The sequence below is a fragment of the Rhodospirillum sp. A1_3_36 genome, assembly GCF_047263945.1.
Lineage (GTDB): Bacteria > Pseudomonadota > Alphaproteobacteria > Rhodospirillales > Rhodospirillaceae > Rhodospirillum.
Genome location: NZ_JBLAVB010000003.1, coordinates 608,225 through 628,525, shown reverse-complemented (window position 1 = coordinate 628,525; position 20,301 = coordinate 608,225). Strand labels below are relative to the sequence as shown.

Sequence of the window (20,301 nt, the reverse complement as noted above, 5' to 3'; positions counted from 1 at the left end):
CCATGCGGCTCCGCGACATCGCCCACGCCCGGGCTGGCGACAAGGGTGACACATCGAACATCTCCGTCATCGCCTATGATCCGGCCCACTATCCCTATCTGGAACGCATGGTCACCGAAGAGCGAGTCCGCGCGACCCTCGGCTCAGTGGTCCGTGGCCCTATCAAGCGCCATGCCCTGCCGGGACTCGGGGCTTTGAACTTCGTGCTCCAGGGGACTCTGGGAGGCGGTGTCACCCGATCCCTGGCCTTGGATGCGCATGGCAAATGCCTGGGGCCGGTGCTGCTGGATATGGAGTTGCCTGAGGAGTGAGGCAACCAACGGGTTTTGGCCCAATGTCAGGGCGACCGGCAATCAGATGCACACCAATGTTCTTGTTTTATTCCTTGTGAAAAGGAACAAAACATGTACTCTGATCCCAGGTTGCGCACCGCTGGTGCCCATGGGATAACGGAGGCCCGATATGTCTCAAAGCGTTTTGCGTCTGGTGGATAAGGATACGATGGACAAACAAAAGGCATTGGAAGCCGCAGTGGGCCAGATTGAGCGGGCCTTCGGCAAAGGCTCGATCATGAAGCTTGGCCAGCGCGAAAACGCCGTCGAAATTGACTCGATCAGCACCGGATCCCTCGGCCTGGATATCGCCCTGGGAATCGGCGGCCTTCCCCGGGGCCGTATCGTCGAGATTTATGGTCCGGAAAGCTCTGGCAAGACCACCCTGGCCCTGCATGTGATCGCGGAGGCCCAGAAGAAGGGCGGCCAATGCGCCTTTGTTGATGCGGAGCATGCCTTTGATCCCGTCTACGGTCGCAAACTGGGCGTGAACCTGGATGATCTATTGGTCAGCCAGCCCGATGCCGGTGAACAGGCCCTTGAAATCGCCGACACCCTTGTGCGCTCCGGCGCCATTGATGTGTTGGTCGTCGACTCCGTGGCTGCCCTGGTTCCCAAGGCGGAACTGGAAGGCGAGATGGGCGATACCCATGTCGGTCTGCAAGCCCGACTGATGAGTCAGGCCCTGCGCAAGCTCACCGGCACGGTGTCGCGCTCCAACACCCTGATCATTTTCATCAACCAGATCCGCATGAAAATCGGCGTGATGTTCGGCAATCCGGAGACGACCACCGGCGGCAACGCGCTGAAGTTCTACGCCTCGGTTCGCCTGGATATCCGCCGTATCGGCTCGGTCAAGGACAAGGAAGAGGTGGTCGGCAACCAGACCCGGGTGAAGGTGGTCAAGAACAAGGTCGCCCCACCCTTCAAGGTGGTCGAATTCGACATCATGTATGGCGAAGGCGTCTCCAAGTTGGGCGAACTGCTCGACCTGGGGGTAAAGGCCAATATCGTCGAGAAGTCGGGCGCCTGGTTCTCCTACAACTCCACCCGCATTGGCCAGGGACGGGAGAACGCCAAGCAGTTCCTCCGCACCAACCCGGCCATGGCCGAAGAGATCGAGAATGCCGTGCGCGCCAACGCCGGGCTGATCGCCGAGGAGATGATCGCCGGCCCCAGCGACGACGCCCCGGTGGCTGACGAAACATAAGTGCCATCTCGAATCGGAAGATGCTGGAAAAGGGGGCTCGGATCAACCGACGCCCCCTTTTTCCTTGTCGGCGGCACCCGGCCGCATATACATGGAAGAGCCCGCAACTCGAGTGCCCCTGTGCATGGAAAGGGCCCCGGGATATGAAGCGCGACTTTAATTTGGATGGACCCAACATGAGCACCACGTCGGAAATCCGCCGGACGTTCCTCGACTATTTCGTGAAAAATGGACACCAGGAAGTGGCCTCCAGCCCCCTGGTCCCCATGAACGATCCGACCTTGATGTTCACCAACGCGGGCATGGTCCAGTTCAAAAATGTCTTCACAGGCGCGGAAACCCGCCCCTATAACCGCGCCGTCACTTCGCAGAAATGCGTGCGCGCCGGGGGCAAGCACAATGACCTGGACAATGTGGGCTACACCGCCCGCCACCACACTTTCTTCGAAATGCTGGGGAACTTCTCCTTCGGCGACTACTTCAAGGACGATGCCATCAAGTTCTGCTGGGACTTGGTGACCCGGGAGTACGGCTTGCCCAAGGACAAGCTGCTGGTAACCGTCCATTCCACCGACGAAGAGGCTGCGGGCATCTGGCGCAAGGTCGCCGGGCTGTCCGATGACCGGATCATCCGCATCCCCACCAGCGACAATTTCTGGTCCATGGGCGACACCGGCCCCTGCGGCCCCTGTTCGGAAATCTTCTACGATCATGGGGAGGATATCCCCGGTGGTCCGCCGGGCAGCCCGGACGAGGATGGCGACCGCTTCATCGAAATCTGGAACCTGGTGTTCATGCAGTTCGAGCAACTCACCAAGGACGAACGGATCAACCTGCCCAAACCCTGCGTCGACACGGGCATGGGGCTGGAGCGCCTCGCCGCCGTCCTCCAGGGCAAGCACGACAACTACGATATCGACCTGATGCGCAATCTGATCGAAGCCATCGCCCATGCGGCGGGCACCGATCCGGATGGACCCCATAAGACATCTCACCGGGTGATCGCCGACCACCTGCGCTCCTCCTGCTTCCTGATCGCCGACGGCGTCCTGCCGTCGAACGAGGGCCGGGGCTATGTGCTGCGGCGGATCATGCGCCGCGCCATGCGGCATGCCCATATGATGGGGTGTTCTGATCCGCTTCTATTCAAGCTCGTTCCCTCCCTGGCCCGGGAAATGTCCGGCCAGTTCCCCGAACTGACCCGGGCCAACGCCCTGATCACCGAGACCTTGAAGCTGGAGGAAACCCGCTTCAAACAGATGCTGGACCGGGGCCTGCGTTTGCTTGCCGATGAAACCGGCACCATGGCCGAGGGTGACGAGCTGCCCGGCCAGGTCGCCTTCAAGCTTTATGATACCTATGGTTTCCCCCTGGATCTGACCCAGGACGCCCTGCGCAACAAGGGGATTTCCGTCGATATCGATGGCTTCGACTCCGCCATGGCCAAACAGAAGGCCGAGGCCCGCAAAAGCTGGGCCGGGTCCGGCGAAACAGCCACGGAAGCGGTCTGGTTCGACATCCGCGACAAAGTCGGCGCGACGGAATTCCTCGGCTATACGGGAACCGAAGCCGAAGGCCAGATCGTCGCCCTTGTGGTCGACGGCGCGCCTGTGGACAAGGCCGAAGCCGGAGCGGTGGTGGCTCTGATCGCCAACCAGACACCCTTCTATGGCGAATCCGGCGGACAGATGGGGGACACCGGCACCATCACCACAGAGGGTGGCGCCAAAATCACCATCACCGACACCCAGAAGAAGCTGGGCGCCTTGCATGTCCACCTGGGAAGGGTGGACAGTGGTGTTGTTTCCGTCGGCGAAGCGGCCCATTTCTCCGCCGACACCAGCCGACGCGACGCCCTGCGCGGTCACCATTCCGCCACCCACCTGTTGCACGAGGCCCTGCGCCGCCGCCTGGGCGAGCATGTGACCCAGAAGGGCTCCCTGGTGGCGCCTGAGCGTTTGCGCTTCGACATCAGCCATCCCAAGCCCCTGACAGCGGAAGACCTGCGTCAGGTGGAAGAGGACGTGAATCGGGAGATCCGCGCCAACGCCGATGTGGTCACCAAACTGATGGACCCCGAGTCTGCCATCGAAGCCGGAGCCATGGCGCTGTTCGGCGAAAAATACGGCGATGAGGTCCGGGTGGTCAGCATGGGCTCCACATCCGACGGCGCGCCCCACCCCTTCTCCGTCGAACTCTGCGGCGGTATCCATGTGAACCGCACCGGCGACATCGGCTTTTTCAAGATCATCGCCGAGGGAGCCGTGGCCTCCGGCGTGCGACGGATCGAGGCGGTGACCGGTCAGGCCGCCCTCGACTATGTGGAGACCCAGGACAAGCTGGTGAGCGACGCAGCAGCCCTGTTGAAGGTCGCCCCCGCCGACCTGCCCGAACGCATCCAGGCCCTGCTCGACGACCGGCGCAAGCTGGAGCGGGAGCTGGCCGATGTCCGCAAGAAGCTGGCCACCGGTGGTGGCGGAGGCGCGGCGACCGAGATCAAAGAAATCGGCGGCGTGAAGTTCATCGGTCTCCTGCTGGAAGACGTGCCCGCCAAGGATCTCAAAGGCATGGCGGATGAGATGAAGAAACAGGTGGGCTCGGGCGCCGTGGCCTTGATCTCCGTTGCCGAAGGCAAAGCCTCTCTGGTGGTCGGCGTGACCGAGGATCTGAAGGGCAAAGTGGACGCCGTGGCCTTGGTCCGCGCGGGCTCCGCCGTGGTTGGCGGCAAGGGCGGCGGTGGTCGTCCGGATATGGCCCAGGCCGGTGGACCCGATGGGGAGAAGGCGGGCGAAGCCATGGCTGCCATCGAAGCCGCACTGGCAGGCTGACGCCACCCGATCACAGGATCGGTTGGCGCATTTTGCGCAAAACTGCGGAACACAGCTAGGAGGGGTCACCAATCACGGGGCTTTGCCCCGTCCCCCACTGGGGCCGAAAGGCCCCAGGCATTTATTGGCCGAAAGGCCCCAGACCCCGGGCATTTATTGGCCGAAAGGCCCCAGACCCCGGGCTAAAAAAAGAGGGGGTTTGGGGGTATTTGCCCCCAAATGGGTTTGGGCAATCGCCCAAAAACGACGAGACACAATCCTGTCCTGTGAAAACCGCCCACTTTTCCGCTCGATGTTCTAGGTGATACCCGCCTTCAGAAGGACATTCACGGAACTATCGAAGTGTTCCGTCATCGCCGCTTCCGCCCGTGTCGGATCCTGCATCATGATCGCGGTAGCGATTCGTCCGTGGCAGGCGATGTTTTCCCGACGGTTTTCCTCCGTTCCCCGTCCACGCCAGCCGATGTCCCATGTTTGCTGGGTGATCACCCGGAAGGCATGCACAAGAATCGTGTAGAGCGAATTCCCCGAGGCCTGGGCAATCACTTCATGAAAACGGATGTCCAACTCCATCACCGTCATCGGGTTATGGAGTTCCTCGGACATCTTCTCGACGAGATCCAGCAACTCCCGCGCTTGGGAATCGGTGCGCCGAAGCGCCGCCAGACTCACGGTGCGAGATTCAAGCGTGCGGCGAACATCAAGAGTCTGCTGAACCGACAGCTGCCCCGTGTACACGGTGTGATCGATGATCATGCTCAAGGCTTCCGCATCGGGCGCAGCCACCCGCGCACGCCGTCCATTCCCCACATCAAGAATACGCAAGGCTGCCAGCGCACGCATGGCCTCGCGCATCACTGTCCGTGAGACCCCCAGCTGTCCCGCCAGAGTCGTCTCTGTCGGCATCACATGTCCGGCACGCAGCTGATTTTCCTTAATATATCTCCGAATATCCGCAACCGTCCGCTCCACGAGACCGCCGACTTCCGCCTTATCACCGCCGTCTTTTTGTATGATAGGTTTGTTCATGTCATCATACCTAGATGTCATTTTCGGTTGATGGAATTAGCCTTGCTATGTTACGACAAAGCTCAACCGGTTTACTAAAAAAAACGCCGGAGAGTGGGAGGATGAGGGGGCGTCGATCACGGCGCACCGCCGGGCCAATTGTGCCGAACTCTCCTTCTCTGACGCTCGACCGGGTGCACCTTAACCCTCGGTGGGACAGACGCAGGATGAGTGACCTCAGAATAACCGCTATTCGTACGTTTCGCGTCGAAGAGTTCTCCAACGTTCTCTGGGTTCACGTAGAGACCAACGCTGGCCTCACGGGCCTGGGCGAAACCTTTTACGGCGCCGGTGCGGTCGAAGCCCACATTCACGACACCCTCGCCAATCGCTTGATCGGTCAGGATCCCCTGTGCATCGAAGCGCTCCACAAGGAGATGCTCAATTTGCCGAACGCCCAAAGTTCGACGGGCGTCGAATACCGGGCCTGTTCTGCAATCGACATTGCCCTTTGGGATCTGTTTGGCAAGCTCTGCAACCAACCCGTCCATCAAATGCTGGGGGGGCAGTGCTTCGATCGGATCCGCGTCTACAACACCTGTGCTGGCACACGCTATGTGCGCACGAACAATATCAAGCCCGTTGACACCTGGAACCTGGGGCAGTCGCAAGGCCAGTACGAAGATCTCGATGGCTTCATGACCGATGCCGGTCGCTTGGCCGAGGATCTTCTGTCCAATGGCATCGGCGCCATGAAAATCTGGCCCTTTGACCCTGCAGCCATGGAAAACAAGGGACTTTATATCTCCGCCGAGCAGATGAAACAGGCGATCCGTCCCTTCGAGCAAATCCGCAAGGCCGTGGGCGACCGCATGGAGATCATGGTCGAATTCCATAGCCTTTGGAATCTGCCGACAGCCAAGAAGATCGCCCGGGCGCTCGAGCCCTTCGAACCGACATGGTTCGAGGACGTCATTCGCATGAATTCACCGCAAGCCCTCGCGGAATTCGCCGCATCGACGGACGTGTGGACCTGTGCCTCAGAAACCCTGGGATCCCGCTTCGCCTACAAGGAGTTCCTTGACCGCGATGCCGTCCATGTGGTCATGGCCGACCTCTGCTGGACCGGCGGCTTGACCGAAGGACGCAAGATTGCCGCGATGGCGGAAACCTACCACCGACCCTTCGCCCCCCATGATTGCATCGGGCCCGTCGGCTTCGCGGCGGCTATCCACATGTCGTTCAGCCAGCCCAACACGCTGATCCAGGAGAGTGTCCGCGCCTTCTACAAGGGATGGTACCGGGAGCTGGTGACCGAAGTCCCCACAATCGAGGGCGGTTATGTCTATCCGATGGAGGGACCCGGCCTCGGCACTGAACTTTTGCCTTCGTTTTTCGAACGCGCCGACCTGTCCAGTCGCGTTTCGGAAGCTTGAAAGGATTGATGAAAATGAGTTTGACCCTGTTTGACCTCACTGGGAAGACCGCGCTGATCACCGGATCCTCCAGGGGCCTGGGCAAGGCCTTTGCTGAGGGATTGGCCGGAGCCGGAGCCCGCGTGATCCTGAATGGCGTGAACCGGGACCGCCTTGAATCCGCCGCAGAGGAGATGCGGGGCAAGGGCTTCCAGGTCCTGACCTCGGCCTTCGATGTCACCGATGAACAGGCCATCGTCGCGGCCTTCAAGGCCTTCGACGACGAGGGAATCGCCATCGACATCCTGATGAACAACGCGGGCATCCAGTTTCGCAAGCCCATGCTCGAGCTGGAAACGGCCGATTGGCAACGGGTCATCGACGTGAACCTGACCTCGGCCTTCGTCATTGGCCGGGAAGCGGCGAAGCGGATGGCTGCCCGGGGCCGGGGCAAAGTGATCAACATTGCGTCCTTGACCTCCGAATTGGCGCGGGCAACCGTTGCCCCCTACACGGTGGCGAAGGGTGGCATCAAGATGCTGACCAAGGCCATGGCCGCAGAATGGGGCGAAAAAGGCATCCAGTCCAACGCCATCGGCCCCGGCTATATGGTCACCGACATGAACGAAGCCTTGATCTCCAACCCGGAGTTCGATGCCTGGGTCAAGGGACGAACACCCATGCGCCGCTGGGGACTGCCAGAGGAACTGGCGGGAACGGCCATCTATCTGGCCTCCGACGCCTCGAACTACGTATCCGGACAGGTCATCTACGCCGATGGCGGCATGATTTCCGTTCTGTGACCTGCCGTTCTCTTTCTGTTGCCAAAGAGGTGCCGTGATGAAGGCCGTTGTTATCCACGCTCCCCATGATCTGCGCATTGACGAGATTACTCCGGCCACCAGCCCCGGACCAGGGGAGGTCCGCGTGGCGATCTCCCATGGGGGGATCTGTGGGTCGGATCTCCACTATTTCCATAACGGTGGCTTCGGAACCGTCCGCATCCAGGAGCCCATGGCCCTTGGCCATGAGGTCGCCGGAACCATTGCCGAACTGGGCGCGGGCGTCACGGGACTCTCTTTGGGGGACAAGGTTGCCGTCAACCCCTCCCGCCCCTGCGGGCAATGTGACTACTGCATTCGCGGGATGCGAAACCAATGTCTCGATATGCGGTTCAATGGCTCGGCCATGCGGTTCCCCCATGAACAGGGGTTGTTTCGCGGGGGCGTGACGGTTTCCGCAGACAGAGCCGTGCGCCTGAACCCGGAGACCGACCTGGCCCTCGCGGCCATGTCAGAGCCCCTGGCCGTCTGCCTCAATGCCGTCCGCAAGGCCGATTCCCTGACGGGGGCCAGGGTTCTCGTCTCCGGTTGCGGTCCCATCGGCTGTCTGATGATCGCCGCAGCCGCGCATGCCGGTGCAATGGAGGTCGTGGCGACCGATGTCACATCGGCTCCCCTGGCCATCGCATCCCAGGTTGGCGCAACCCGGGTGATCAATCTTTCGGACCATGCCGGGGATTTGGACGCCTATCGGGCAAACAAAGGCCGCTTTGATGCGGTTTTTGAATGCTCCGGTGCGGCACCGGCCCTGTGGACGGCTTGCGAAGTGATCCGTCCCCGGGGGACCCTGGTTACGGTGGGATTGGGTGCAGAACCACCCCTTCCCCTGGGACTTGTTGTCACCAAGGAAATCCAATTGAAGGGCAGTTTCCGCTTCGATGAGGAGTTCGCACTGGCGGCGGAATTGATCGATCGCGGATTGATCACCGTCCGCCCCGTTTTGACGGGTGTCTTCCCCGTGGAAGATGCCCTTAAAGCCTTTACCCTCGCATCCGACAAAGGGAAGGCAATGAAGGTCCAGATTAGCTTCGCCTAGAGGGAAACGGGATCAGCTTGAGTCAAGCTGGCCCCGTTTCCCTCTCATGCGATAAATTTTAGAGTATCTTCGAGGCCAAGTTTGGTCGCGAAGTGACCCAACTTGATCTCGGAATACTCTAAAGGCGTGGTGAAAAATCAGGGATCAAAATAACACGTGGAGGAAAGACCATGAAGTTTTTGAATATTGCGGCCAGCGCACTGGCTCTTAGTCTCGTCGCTTTTGGCGCTTCGGCGCAGGAGTATGCACTCCGTTTCCAATCTTCGGACCCGGCGGGCAATCCTAATTTCATTTTACAGCAAAGCTTTTCCGAGGCCGTCAAGGAAAAGTCCGGGGGACGGATGACCGTGGAAATCCTTCCGGTCGGAACAATCGTCGACTACAAGGAGACCCAGGAAGCCATTCAGGCGGGGCTCATTGACGGCCATATCACCGACACCTCCTATTTCGCGGGCAAGGACCCCGCTTTCGGTCTGATCGCCAATCCCGTCGGCGCCTGGTCTGACCCCGCCGAAATGATCGACTTCGTCGAGAATGGGGGTGGCAAGGAATTGATGAACGAATTGCTCGAGCCCTACGGCCTGCATTTCATCGGCGTCAGCACCCCCGGTCTCGAAGCCTTTGTCTCCAAGGTCCCCCTGGACAAGGTCGCCGACCTGAAGGGGGTCAAGATCCGTACACCGGAAGGGTTGATCGCCAATGTGTTCGCCGCAGCGGGCGCCGCACCGGTGAACCTGCCCGCGTCCGAGGTCTACACTGCCCTGGACAAGGGCGTCATTGATGCCGCCGATTACAGTGTCTTCTCGGTGAACCAGGAAACGGGGATGAACGATATCGCCCCCAATCCCGTCTACCCGGGTTTCCACTCTTTGCCGCTCGTCGAGGTGTCGATGAGCAAGGATAAGTGGGATGCCCTGCCCGACGACCTGAAGAAAGTCCTCATCGATAGCGTGAAGGTCTTCCAGCAGACCCAGCTGAAGACCCTCAAGGAACGGGACCTCAAGGCCGTTGAAGAGGCCAAGGCCTCCGGCAAGATCACCATTCATAACTGGTCGGCGGACGAACGGGCCAAGTTCCGTGGCATTGCCCGGGGCGAATGGGCGAAATTCTCTGAAAAATCGAAAATGGCCAAAAAGGTCTTCGACGGCATCAACAAATACCTGACCGAAAAAGGTCTGATCAAGTAAGGCGAAGAATCCCCACAACCGGGCGAGGGCGATAGCGTCTCGCCCGGTTTCATTCTTCGTTTTCACTGGAGGGTCCAAGCATGATGGACGGAACCCCGGACCACATTGATTCGGCGGCCAACACACCCGCACCTCCCACCGTGCCGGCCCGCGCCGTGCCGGAGGCAGGTCTCCTGGGGCGCCTGATCAATGCTGGTGGCAATGTGTTCGCAGTCGGCATTATTCTGTCCGCCCTTGTCCTGTTGACGGAAGTCTTTCTGCGCTACGTCTTCAACAGTCCAACGATTTGGGCGCACGAAACCACCACCTTTCTCTGCGCCTTGGCCTTCCTCTACGGCGGCCTCTTTTGCGCGGCAAGGGACAGTCATGTCCGGGTCGTCCTGATCTACGGCATGCTGTCCCCCCGGGTGCGTGGTGTCTTCAACATCGTCATCTCCGCTCTGTCCTGCCTGGCTGCGGGCTGTTTCAGTTATGCGGCCTTTTTCATGGTCGAAAAGGCGATTTTCGCGCCTTCCGGCGAGGTTCGCCTCGAAACATCCGGGAGTGCCTGGGATCCCCCCATCCCGGCCTTGGTCAAGATTTTCCTTCTGTGCATGTTGATTCTTCTGACAGCGCAGTTCCTGGTGCTGACGGTCAACTATGGCCGACGGTTCCTGAAAGGGGAGCATGAGTGATGCATGCCCTTGTTGATTTTGCGGCCATCGGTATTGGCCCCACCACGATCCTGATGTTCGGCCTGATGGTCATCCTGTTGCTGGTGGGCATGCCCCTGGCGCTCGTGACCTTGCTGGTCGCCCTGTCCTTCATTCTTCTCGGATATGGCCCCGCGGCAATTCCCCTGATCACCAGTCGGATCTACACCTTCGTCGAGAATTTCGTTTTCGTCTCCGTTCCCATGTTCGTCCTCATGGCGGCCATGTTGGACCGGTCCGGGATCGCGCGGGACCTGTTCGACGCCATGAAACTCATCGGCGGCCGGGTCCGGGGAAGTGTGGCTGTGCAGACGATTTTCGTTTCGGTGATCCTGGCAGCCATGTCCGGGATCATTGGTGGCGAGATTATCCTGCTGGGCCTGCTGGCTCTGCCTCAGATGCTGCGCCTTGGCTACAATCGCAACCTCGCCATCGGCGTGGTCTGCGCGGGAGGATCTTTGGGCACCATGGTGCCGCCCTCCATCGTGTTGATCATCTACGGTCTCACAGCCAATGTCTCAATCGGCGATCTGTTCACTGCGGCCTTCGTCCCTGGGTTCATGCTCGCGGCCTTCTACGTCGCCTATGTTTTGATCCGGGTCTATCTGAACCCGACAATGGCGCCCCCTCCCACCGTCGAGCCCATGCCCCTGGCCCAAAAGGCCCGATTGCTCAAGGGGTTGATCCTTCCCATTCTTGTTGTGGTTTTTGTCCTTGGATCGATCTACGGCGGAATCGCCTCGGTGACGGAGGCTTCTGCGGTCGGCGTTGGCGGCGTTCTTCTGTCGACGATTGTTCGCGGTGAGTTTTCCTGGCGCTTTCTGCGGGAATCCGCGATGCAGACCTTGTCCACAGTGGGGATGATCGTCTGGATCGGCATCGGTGCCACGGCCCTTGTCGGCGTCTACAACCTGATGGGCGGAATTCGCTTCGTTTCCTCTTTGATGACGGGGATTTCGGACAACCCCACGATCGTCGTCCTGGTGATGATGGCGATTCTGTTCGTCCTTGGCGCCTTCCTCGATTGGGTCGGCATTGCCTTGCTGACCATGCCGATCTTCGTGCCGATCGTGAAGACCCTGGGTCTCGACCCTGTGTGGTTCGGCGTTCTGTTTTGCATGAATATGCAGGTGTCCTTCCTGTCTCCCCCCTTTGGTCCTGCGGCCTTTTATCTCAAGTCCGTCGCACCAAAGGACATATCCTTGGGAGACATTTTCAAGTCCCTGGCGCCCTTCATCGCCCTGCAAGTCCTAGCCGTCGGCCTTCTCTTGACGTTCCCGAGTATCGCCCACTACTAAAACAGACGGCTTCCAGGCCAGGGAGGAGGGCACTGACCTTCTTCCTGGCCCAGCTTCACTCTAAAATCTATATTATACTCTGTATCTTTGAAAATCCGGAAACCCTGCTGCGCAGTTGCGGGGCTCCGCCCAGACCCGCAAAGGGTCACGGACCCTTTGATCCCATTGGTAAAAAAACGAATGGGGGTCCGAGGCCTCAGGCCCCGGTTGGGGGCGGGGCAAAGCCCCGCGTAGCCCAGCCCACCGACCAGCCCCCCTTCGTACTTCCCGGGAAACAGTTGCTGAACATCGAGTGTCGCCCAAGGGTGGGCGACGACCTGTTGAAACACGTCTTCCAACCGATGGATCCGGGCTGTCAGTATCGGCAGAAGACGTTGCTTTTTCGCGTCGCCCACAACATGTTTCTCCCATACAGACTGCCCTTGCCCCCCATGAGACCACTGTTCTCATGGCTCGTCCATCCCCCTGGTACCCGGCGCTTTAAGCCAAGCTGAAAACGTCTCGCAGCTGCGATTTTTTTTGACCCCAGAGGGAGAAAGAACCATCAACCCCTCCATAAAATGTTGTTTATAATCATTTTTTTCCGTTGTGCACCGCACAATAAATCCCTTGACTTTCCGGCTCAGAATACTACATTAAGGTCATGTTGCGGCGCACAAGAGATGGTTAGGCGCCGCCCATCGCGAACCGACACCATCACGCACCCAATTTGACCGAGAGAGAGAAATCCCATGATGAAGTCATACGAAGACATCGTTAAGTTCAACAAGGACAACATGGACGCCGCCGTTGCCGCTGGCACGACCTTCGCCAAGGGCGTCGAGGACCTGTCCAAGGAATACTTCGGCTATGCCAGCAAGTCCTTTGACACCGCCATGGAAGCCACCAAGGCCCTGACCTCCTGCAAGTCCCCGACCGAAGCCGCTGCCCTGCAGCAGAAGCTGACCAAGGAAGGCTTCGAAGGCTTCATGGCCGAGTCCAAGAAGATGTCCGAAATGACCACCGCCCTGTTCAAGGGTGCCTTCGAGCCCGTCGGCGCCCGCGCCAAGGTGGCCATGGACTCCGTGGGTATCAAGGCCTAATTTTTTCCCGGCGAACACGCTTGGTGACTGAAGCATTGCGCTTCGCTCGCTGCGCGCCAGGACTGCACATCGCAAGCCGCGCTGGCCCCGAATGGAGCCAGCGCGGCTTTCCGCTTTTTCGGGGTGCGACAGCCTCTCGGGCCAGATCAAACCGCGCTGAATCGGAATCGCTTCAGCGCGGTTTGATCTGGAATCATATGGTCAGAGAAACACCCTGAAAATCTAAAAAGGATATTGTACGATCCATAATCTTAGCCGTATCCCGGGGGGCTAGATTTGCTCCTGTCCGCTCGGCCCTGTGATTGGGATCCATGCTCGAACGTTTTCTCTCTCCTGGCCGTCGCAACCGTAGACGTCCCGCCAACCTGACATATGCCCTCAATGATCGCCCGCCAAAAGGCGTGGTGGCCCTCGTCGCGACACAACATGCGATCATCGCTTTGACCCTGGTGCTCTATGTCGTCGTCGCCGCTCGACTGGCGGGGCTTGAGGCATCCGAAGCCCGGTTCCTGATCACCGGCTCACTTCTGGCCATGGGCTTTGGCACCATCCTTCAGGCAATCGGAGGGCGGTACGGATCAGGATTGTTCATCGTCCACATCACCGATCCCTTCATGCTGACCCTATCGGCCTTCGTCTTAAAAGCCATGGGCCCCGTCGGTATGGTCTTCATCGCCGCCACCGATGGCCTGACCCAATTGTTGACATCCCGGGTCTTCGCCCGGCTCAGGGTTCTTTTGCCCCCAACGGTGGCGGGCGTGGTGGTCTTTCTGGGCGGCCTCAGCCTCGTTGAAAGCGCCATCACCTCGTCTCTGGGCCTCAGTCCGGCCCATCCCACCGGGTCCATGACCGCCTCTATGGTCAGCTTGGCCAGCTTGGCAACCATTATGGCCTGTTCCATTTGGGGAACGACAAGCATCCGCCTGTTCAGCCTGTTCGCAGGCCTGTCCGTGGGGGTTGCCCTCTCCGCCCTGATGGGATGGGTCCCCGACACCCTTATCCTGCAGCAGGCCGATTGGATTGCCTTGCCGGAGATCATGGTTCCAGACAGCCTGCCCCATTGGAGCCTGATGCTCCCCATTGCCCTGATTTCGGCCCTCGGGTCCCTCGATACCATGGGTGTGGTCGTCCTGATGGATAAGATGGACGACGCCGACTGGCGCAGACCCGATATGGAGATGGCCGCCCGCGGTCTGCGCGCCGGGGGACTCGCCAATCTGGCAGGCGCCCTGTTTGGCGCCCTTCCATCCGCCCCCAGTTCTGCGAATGTCGGCCTCTGCCATGCCAGCCGAACCAGTTCCCGGATCGTCGCCCTGACCACCGGCGTGCTCATCGCCTTGATCGCCTTTTTCCCCGTGATTTCATCGCTTTTGACCAGCCTGCCCGAACCCGTTTTGGGCGCGATCCAGGTCTATGCCTCGGCCTATTTGATCACCTCGGGCATGGAAATCATCTGTGGCCGCACACTCGACAGCCGGGGCATCTTCATGGTCGGCTCCTCCATCGTCCTTGGCCTGGGCATCCTTCTGATGCCCAATCTGAACGCAGCCTTTCCCACTTGGCTGCAGCTCTTGACTGGCAATGCCATGGCCTCGGGCGGTTTGTTGGCGATTGGTCTCAACTTGATCTTCCGCCTTGGTGCAAAAAGCCGGATAAGGATTGACCTCCCGCCCGACCAAATACCAACGCCGAGGGAGTTGGCCGATCTCATTGAACGCCAATGCGGCCATTGGGCAACCCGTAAGGACGTGACCCAGCGCGCGACTCACGCCGCACTGGAAAGTGCGGAAGCCCTGGCGGCCATCGGCGCCAAGCCGAGGGCACTGGAAGGGGCATTCGACGAATTCACCCTGTCCCTATCGATCCTCCATGAGGGACCTCCCCTCGTCATGATGGACCAGTCCACCTTTGACCCCACGAAAGCCCTGGAGCAAATCGATGAGGACCCGGCGGCTGCCCTGCAAGCGCTGAACAGCCTCATGATCCGACGCTTGGCCACAAAAGTGTCCGCAAGCCAATCCAAGAACGGCCTCTCCCGCCTGGACCTCAGCTTCGAGCACTGACGGCGGCTCCCCCCCCTGTAGGGGACCCAATTGGTAGGAAAGAAGCAGCGCGACCCGAGGGGTTTCGCCCACCTCTCAGGTTGGCACTAAATTTGCAATTCTGTAGAAAGGAACTCCATCGCACAGGACGGCCCCCATGACCCAACGGAACCCGCAAAAGGTTGTTCAAAACGAGACGGTTTCTTCCCATAAGCCCGCCTCCCCTCTGATCTCCTCCGCCACAACCCCGCCGTCAGGGGATCCCTGGACATGCAGCTTGCGTTGCATTTTGCATCCATCCTCTTGGGCCTCCTCCTTTCTCGCGACATTTTGGACGTGGCTCATTCCGGTTGTCTTGGCCTTGCTGCTTCTCTTGGGCGCGTTCTCCGCTCATCCAGTCCACGCGGGACCAGTCCACGCGGGGCCAGTCTCCGTTGGGTCGCTCCCTGCTGAACCGCCCCCTGTCCTCGCCCGACAAATCCACCGCCAAGACCCGACCGAGTCTGCATGACGAAGATGCCGTCTGGCGCAACGGGCCGAGCAACCGACCCTTCTCCTTTGGAGGGGGTCCTGTAGACTGCCATCACTCCCACCACCGCCAAGGATGGGCCATGTCTGAAAGGTCCCCCACCTGCGATCCATACCCGTCTTGGGAGGCCAACGCAGCCTCCTGGACCCGGGCTGTGCGCGAGGGATGGATCTGGAAGACTGGATGTCCGTTCTGCGGCAATCCAACCTCCGCCTTCAAGACTTGCGGGAACCCGTCGGCGCTCCTCCCCTGCGCCCCCTCTCGCTCCTGATGACCTGCACGAAGGGGTGACTCCCGCAGCGCCATACGCTACCGTACCGTATCGAAATCCAACCCAGCCGAAGGACGCGAGGCGCCATGAAATTCACCGGCACGGACAGCTATGTGGCCACGGAAGACTTGATGATCGCGGTCAACGCTGCGGTCACCTTGGGTCGGCCCCTGCTCATCAAGGGCGAGCCCGGAACGGGCAAGACCGTCCTGGCCGAGGAAGTGGCAAGATCCCTGACGTTGCCCCTGCTCTCCTGGCACGTCAAATCCACCACCAAGGCCCAGCACGGCTTGTATGAATACGATGCTGTCTCCCGCCTGCGGGATTCCCAACTGGGGGAAGAACGGGTCCATGACATTGCCAACTACATCAAACCCGGCAAGCTGTGGGAAGCCTTCGAATCGGGCGGCGCCGTCCTGCTGATCGACGAAATCGACAAGGCCGATATCGAATTTCCCAATGATCTGCTCCAGGAACTGGACCGCATGGCCTTTGACGTCCACGAAACGGGGCAGACGGTGAAAGCCGAGGTTCGCCCGATCGTCATCATCACGTCAAACAACGAGAAGGAACTGCCCGACGCCTTCCTGCGCCGCTGCTTCTTCCACTACATCCGCTTCCCGGACGAAGACACCATGCGGGCCATCATCCAAGTCCACCACCCGGATATCCAGGAGCGACTGGTGCGCGAGGCCCTCCAGGTCTTCTACCAACTGCGCGAGGCTCCGGGTCTGCGCAAACGCCCCTCCACCTCCGAACTGCTGGATTGGCTGAAACTCCTCATGGCCGACGAGATTTCGCCGGAGGATCTTCGCGCCAAGGCGGACACGAAAAGCCTGATCCCGCCCCTGCACGGCGCCCTGCTGAAGAGTGAACAGGACATCCACATGCTCGAACGTCTGGCGTTTCTCGCCCGGCGGGACAGTCGATAGGGAACGGATCAGACCATGTTCCTCTCCCTTTTCCTGGAGCTGCGCGCGGCCAAGGTCCCGGTCACCTTAAACGAATATTTGATGCTGCTCGAGGCCATGGAGGCCAATGTCGCCGCCTATTCGGTGGAGGATTTCTATCACCTCTCCCGGGCGACCCTGGTCAAGGACGAGCGGAATCTGGATCGCTTCGACCGGGTCTTCGGTCAGGTCTTCAAGGGCTTGGAGCCGACCGAGAGCACCCAGGACGGGGGCGTTTCCCCAGTTGATATTCCCGAAGAGTGGCTCCGGAAGCTCGCCGAGAAAACCCTGTCGGAGGAAGACAAAAAGCTGGTCGAGTCCCTGGGTGGCTGGGACAAACTGATGGAAACCCTGCGCAAGCGGCTGGAGGAACAGAAGGGCCGCCACCAGGGGGGCAACAAATGGATCGGCACGGCGGGAACCTCTCCTTTCGGCGCCTATGGCTTCAACCCCGAGGGCGTTCGCATCGGCCAGCACCAAAGCCGCCACCGCCGAGCCGTGAAAGTCTGGGACAAGCGGGACTTCAAGGACCTGGACGGAGACGTCGAGATCGGCACCCGAACCATCAAGGTCGCCCTCCGCCGCCTCCGCCGCTTTGCCCGCTCCGGGGCGGAAACGGAGCTGGACCTGGATGGCACCATCCGCTCCACCGCCCACCAGGGCGGGCTGCTGGACCTCAAGATGCGGCCCGAGCGCCACAATGCCGTCAAGGTCTTGATGTTCCTCGATATCGGCGGCTCCATGGACGACCATGTGCGCATCTGCGAGGAGCTGTTCAGCGCCGCCCGCGCCGAGTTCAAGCACCTGGAGTTCTATTACTTCCACAATTGCGTCTATGAAAGCCTTTGGAAAGACAACCGCCGCCGCCACACCGAGCGGATCGACACCTGGGACCTCATCCACACCTATCCCCGGGATTACAAGTTGGTGTTTGTCGGCGATGCCTCCATGAGCCCCTACGAGATCGCCTATCCGGGTGGCTCGGTGGAGCACTATAACCCGGAGCCGGGACAGCAGTGGCTCGTCCGGATGCTGGAGGCCTGGCCCTCGGCGGCTTGGCTCAACCCCGTTCCGGAAGGCCATTGGGACTATACCCATTCCATCGGCATGATCCGCGAGATCATGGAGGGCCGCATGTTCCCCCTGACCTTAAAGGGGCTGGACTCGGCCATGGGGGAGTTGACGCGCTAGAGTGCTCCGAGATCAAATTGGGCCACTTCTTGGCCAGGGGACACGACACCGCGTCACGGGGCTTTGCCCCATCCCCCACTGGGGCCGAAAGGCCCCAGACTCTGAACATGTATTGGCCGAAAGGCCCCAGACCCTGAACAGGTATTGGCCGAAAGACCCCAGACCCCCCGCGCTCATATTTACAAAAGAGAAATGGGGGTTTGGGGGCATTGGCCCCCAAATGGGCTTGGGCTATCGCCCAAAAAAGACGAGACACTGTGGTGTACTGTGAACTTGGCCTCGAAGGCACTCTAACCCAACGACCCCGTTTCCACCCCCCGTTACGCTGGCTTCCGCAGAACGAGCAGGACGTACTGGTGCCAGGTGTTCAGCCAGCCGCGTTTCCGAAAGATCTCTTCAGCCCCATGGGCCCAGCGTAAGAAGACATTATCCGGTCGGGAAGGAATGATCAGGGAGGTAACCATGGCGACGGGTGCCTGGAAGAGGCCGAAGAAATAGGACTCACTCTCGAAGGCCCGCGTGTAGATTGCCATTTCCTGCTTTCCTATCGGTCGCTCGTCCACGGTCCGGGCCGAGGGCGTTAGAAACCGAAACACCTTGAGCAAGGGATTGTCCGCGAGCGGCTCCATGAAAACGGCCTGCCCTCCCGGTTTCAGCACCCGTCTGATTTCAGCCACGGCCTTTTCCTGGTCCAAATGGTGCAGAATCCCCCGCCCCATGACCCAGTCGAACGACTCGTCGGGAAAGTCCAAGGCATGTGCGTCCATGACTTGAACGGTGAAGCGGGTCTTCTCAAGTCCAGCGCTTTGACACCGGGCCTGTGCCTCGGCAACATAGGTGGCAGAGATATCGATACCGTCCACCTGCCGTGCCCCTGCTGCGAGATAGGACAGCACCATCTCTCCCTTCCCACAGCCAAAGTCTAGCACCCGAGACCCTCGCATCCCGGACGATAGCTTCTCAATGACCCGCTCCATTTCCTTGAGGCCAGGTGTCACAAGGATATGGGAAAATCGCTTCTTCAAGACATAGGACCGGGCCAGGACATCATCTTCACCATGGGCTGCCCGTTCGCGCGCAACGCGGTCCTCTAGACGTCCATTCATACCTTTTCCTTACCCGACGATAGTGACCGATGCCATGTCTGCACCCCCGTGCAAACCCACTCCTTGCCCCATGAGCGCAGTATCTTCCCAACGGACAATCCTTCCAAGGTGATTATTGCTTCCCCGATCAGGCCGTTTGTCTTGTGCACAAAGCGACATTTGATCCAAAGCGCGTTGAACGACCGTCTGGAACATGACAATCTCCCGGCGCGTCAACAAATTTGTTATTTGGATAGATCATGCGCGTTTTCCACTCCCCCACCCAGCTCGCCCACGCTCCCTCCATGGAATTCAGTCGAGGCGAAGCAATCCCCCATAGGGAAAGCCTCGTCCGGGTAGAGAGCATCCTGACCGCACTGGAGACCGCAGGTTTCCCAGTACCGGAATGCCCGGCAGATCACGGCCTTGACCCTTTGACCCGGGTGCATGCGACGGACTACGTGGATTTTCTCCGCACGGCCTGGGGCCTTTGGGCTTCCAACAAGGGGAACGACGACGCGCCGGCCTACCCCACGGCTTGGCCGGTGCCCGGCGTGGGACACCGCAAGCCCCAATCCATCGAAGCCCTGTTGGGTTGGTACAACTTCGATTCCGGCACGCCCATCGCCCAGGGCACTTGGGATGCGGTGAAAGCGTCCGCCATGGTGGCGCTCTCCGCAGCCATGGCCGTGCAAGGGGGCGAGCAGGTGGCCTATGCGCTGTGTCGTCCGCCGGGCCATCACGCGGCAGCGGCCTTGATGGGGGGATATTGTTACCTGAACAATGCGGCCATCGCCGCCCAGTCCTTCAGGGATCACGGGGCCGACCGGGTGGCCGTCATCGACGTGGACTACCACCATGGCAACGGCACCCAGGCGCTGTTTTATGACCGCTCGGACGTCTTTTTCGGCTCCCTACACGCCGATCCCAGTTTCGGCTTCCCCTACTTCATGGGCTACGCCGACGAGATCGGCCAAGGGGACGGAGAGGGCACAACCTTGAACCTGCCCCTGCCCGAGGGCACGGGCGAAACCACCTGGATGGCCGCTCTGAACCACCTGCTCAAGCGAGTCCAGGCGTTTGGGGCTGACGCCATTGTGGTCTCTCTCGGCGTGGACACTTGGGAAGGGGATCCCCTCTCAAGTTTCCTTCTTCCCGCCACAGCTTTCCCCCGAATCGGTGGCCGCTTGGCAAGCCTCAACCTGCCCACCGCGATCATCCAGGAAGGCGGCTACGCCACGGCGGAGCTGGGGCAAAACGTCGTTGCTGTGCTGAATGGGTTTGAGGGAGCATAATACCACGC

General features: G+C 60.2%; 17 protein-coding genes. 15 read left to right on the top strand and 2 right to left on the bottom strand.

The window, feature by feature from the left end:
* The first annotated feature begins 2 nt into the window (after positions 1 to 2).
* The 3 genes from ACLIRY_RS10435 (at position 3) to alaS (ending at position 4,370) form a co-directional block, all read left to right on the top strand.
* Entirely contained in the window at positions 3 to 311 is a 309-nt protein-coding gene (locus ACLIRY_RS10435; RefSeq protein WP_413205308.1) for a hypothetical protein, read from the top strand.
* A gap of 151 nt (positions 312 to 462) precedes the next feature.
* Positions 463 to 1,542 (top strand): recombinase RecA, encoded by a 1,080-nt coding sequence (gene recA / locus ACLIRY_RS10430; protein WP_413205307.1) that lies wholly within the window; start codon positions 463 to 465, stop codon positions 1,540 to 1,542.
* Positions 1,543 to 1,718: 176 nt separating this feature from the next.
* Complete coding sequence (alaS, locus tag ACLIRY_RS10425; protein ID WP_413205306.1) at positions 1,719 to 4,370, top strand: alanine--tRNA ligase; 2,652 nt, start codon at positions 1,719 to 1,721, stop codon at positions 4,368 to 4,370.
* Positions 4,371 to 4,667: 297 nt separating this feature from the next.
* On the opposite strand, the gene ACLIRY_RS10420 is transcribed toward alaS, so the two are convergent.
* Positions 4,668 to 5,399 carry a FadR/GntR family transcriptional regulator gene (locus ACLIRY_RS10420; RefSeq protein WP_413205305.1) on the bottom strand — a complete coding sequence of 244 codons (732 nt, stop codon included), beginning with the start codon at positions 5,397 to 5,399 and terminating at the stop codon, positions 4,668 to 4,670.
* Between the two features lie 206 nt (positions 5,400 to 5,605).
* Here ACLIRY_RS10420 and ACLIRY_RS10415 point away from each other — a divergent pair, with 206 nt between their 5' ends.
* The 11 genes from ACLIRY_RS10415 (at position 5,606) to ACLIRY_RS10365 (ending at position 17,913) form a co-directional block, all read left to right on the top strand.
* On the top strand, positions 5,606 to 6,814 hold the full coding sequence (locus ACLIRY_RS10415; protein WP_413205304.1) for a mandelate racemase/muconate lactonizing enzyme family protein: 1,209 nt from the start codon (positions 5,606 to 5,608) through the stop codon (positions 6,812 to 6,814).
* A 14-nt stretch (positions 6,815 to 6,828) separates the two neighbouring features.
* The gene (locus tag ACLIRY_RS10410) at positions 6,829 to 7,596 is read left to right on the top strand and encodes an SDR family oxidoreductase (RefSeq protein WP_413205303.1); all 768 of its coding nucleotides are present in this window, start codon (positions 6,829 to 6,831) and stop codon (positions 7,594 to 7,596) included.
* Positions 7,597 to 7,633: 37 nt separating this feature from the next.
* Positions 7,634 to 8,671, top strand: coding sequence for an L-idonate 5-dehydrogenase (locus tag ACLIRY_RS10405; RefSeq protein WP_413205302.1), 1,038 nt, complete (start codon positions 7,634 to 7,636; stop codon positions 8,669 to 8,671).
* A gap of 170 nt (positions 8,672 to 8,841) precedes the next feature.
* Positions 8,842 to 9,858, top strand: a complete 1,017-nt coding sequence (locus ACLIRY_RS10400) for a TRAP transporter substrate-binding protein (RefSeq protein WP_413205301.1) — start codon at positions 8,842 to 8,844, stop codon at positions 9,856 to 9,858.
* 80 nt (positions 9,859 to 9,938) lie between these two features.
* Complete coding sequence (locus tag ACLIRY_RS10395; RefSeq protein ID WP_413205300.1) at positions 9,939 to 10,532, top strand: TRAP transporter small permease subunit; 594 nt, start codon at positions 9,939 to 9,941, stop codon at positions 10,530 to 10,532.
* On the top strand, positions 10,532 to 11,848 hold the full coding sequence (locus tag ACLIRY_RS10390; RefSeq protein ID WP_413205299.1) for a TRAP transporter large permease: 1,317 nt from the start codon (positions 10,532 to 10,534) through the stop codon (positions 11,846 to 11,848). Before ACLIRY_RS10395 ends, ACLIRY_RS10390 begins: the two co-directional genes overlap by 1 nt.
* 731 nt (positions 11,849 to 12,579) lie before the next feature.
* Positions 12,580 to 12,930 (top strand): phasin family protein, encoded by a 351-nt coding sequence (locus ACLIRY_RS10385; protein ID WP_413205298.1) that lies wholly within the window; start codon positions 12,580 to 12,582, stop codon positions 12,928 to 12,930.
* Between the two features lie 311 nt (positions 12,931 to 13,241).
* Entirely contained in the window at positions 13,242 to 14,993 is a 1,752-nt protein-coding gene (locus ACLIRY_RS10380) for a uracil-xanthine permease family protein (RefSeq protein ID WP_413205297.1), read from the top strand.
* A 673-nt stretch (positions 14,994 to 15,666) separates the two neighbouring features.
* A complete protein-coding gene (locus tag ACLIRY_RS10375; RefSeq protein ID WP_413205296.1) occupies positions 15,667 to 15,792 on the top strand; it encodes a hypothetical protein in 126 nt (41 codons plus the stop codon).
* 66 nt (positions 15,793 to 15,858) lie between these two features.
* Positions 15,859 to 16,704, top strand: coding sequence for an AAA family ATPase (locus ACLIRY_RS10370; RefSeq protein ID WP_413205295.1), 846 nt, complete (start codon positions 15,859 to 15,861; stop codon positions 16,702 to 16,704).
* Between the two features lie 15 nt (positions 16,705 to 16,719).
* Positions 16,720 to 17,913, top strand: a complete 1,194-nt coding sequence (locus tag ACLIRY_RS10365; protein ID WP_413205294.1) for a vWA domain-containing protein — start codon at positions 16,720 to 16,722, stop codon at positions 17,911 to 17,913.
* Between the two features lie 320 nt (positions 17,914 to 18,233).
* Here the strand turns inward: ACLIRY_RS10365 and ACLIRY_RS10360 are convergent, their stop codons facing one another.
* Entirely contained in the window at positions 18,234 to 19,019 is a 786-nt protein-coding gene (locus ACLIRY_RS10360; RefSeq protein ID WP_413205293.1) for a methyltransferase domain-containing protein, read from the bottom strand.
* A 239-nt stretch (positions 19,020 to 19,258) separates the two neighbouring features.
* On the opposite strand from ACLIRY_RS10360, the gene ACLIRY_RS10355 reads away from it, so the two are divergent.
* Positions 19,259 to 20,293, top strand: coding sequence for a histone deacetylase family protein (locus tag ACLIRY_RS10355; protein WP_413205292.1), 1,035 nt, complete (start codon positions 19,259 to 19,261; stop codon positions 20,291 to 20,293).
* Positions 20,294 to 20,301 lie beyond the last annotated feature (8 nt).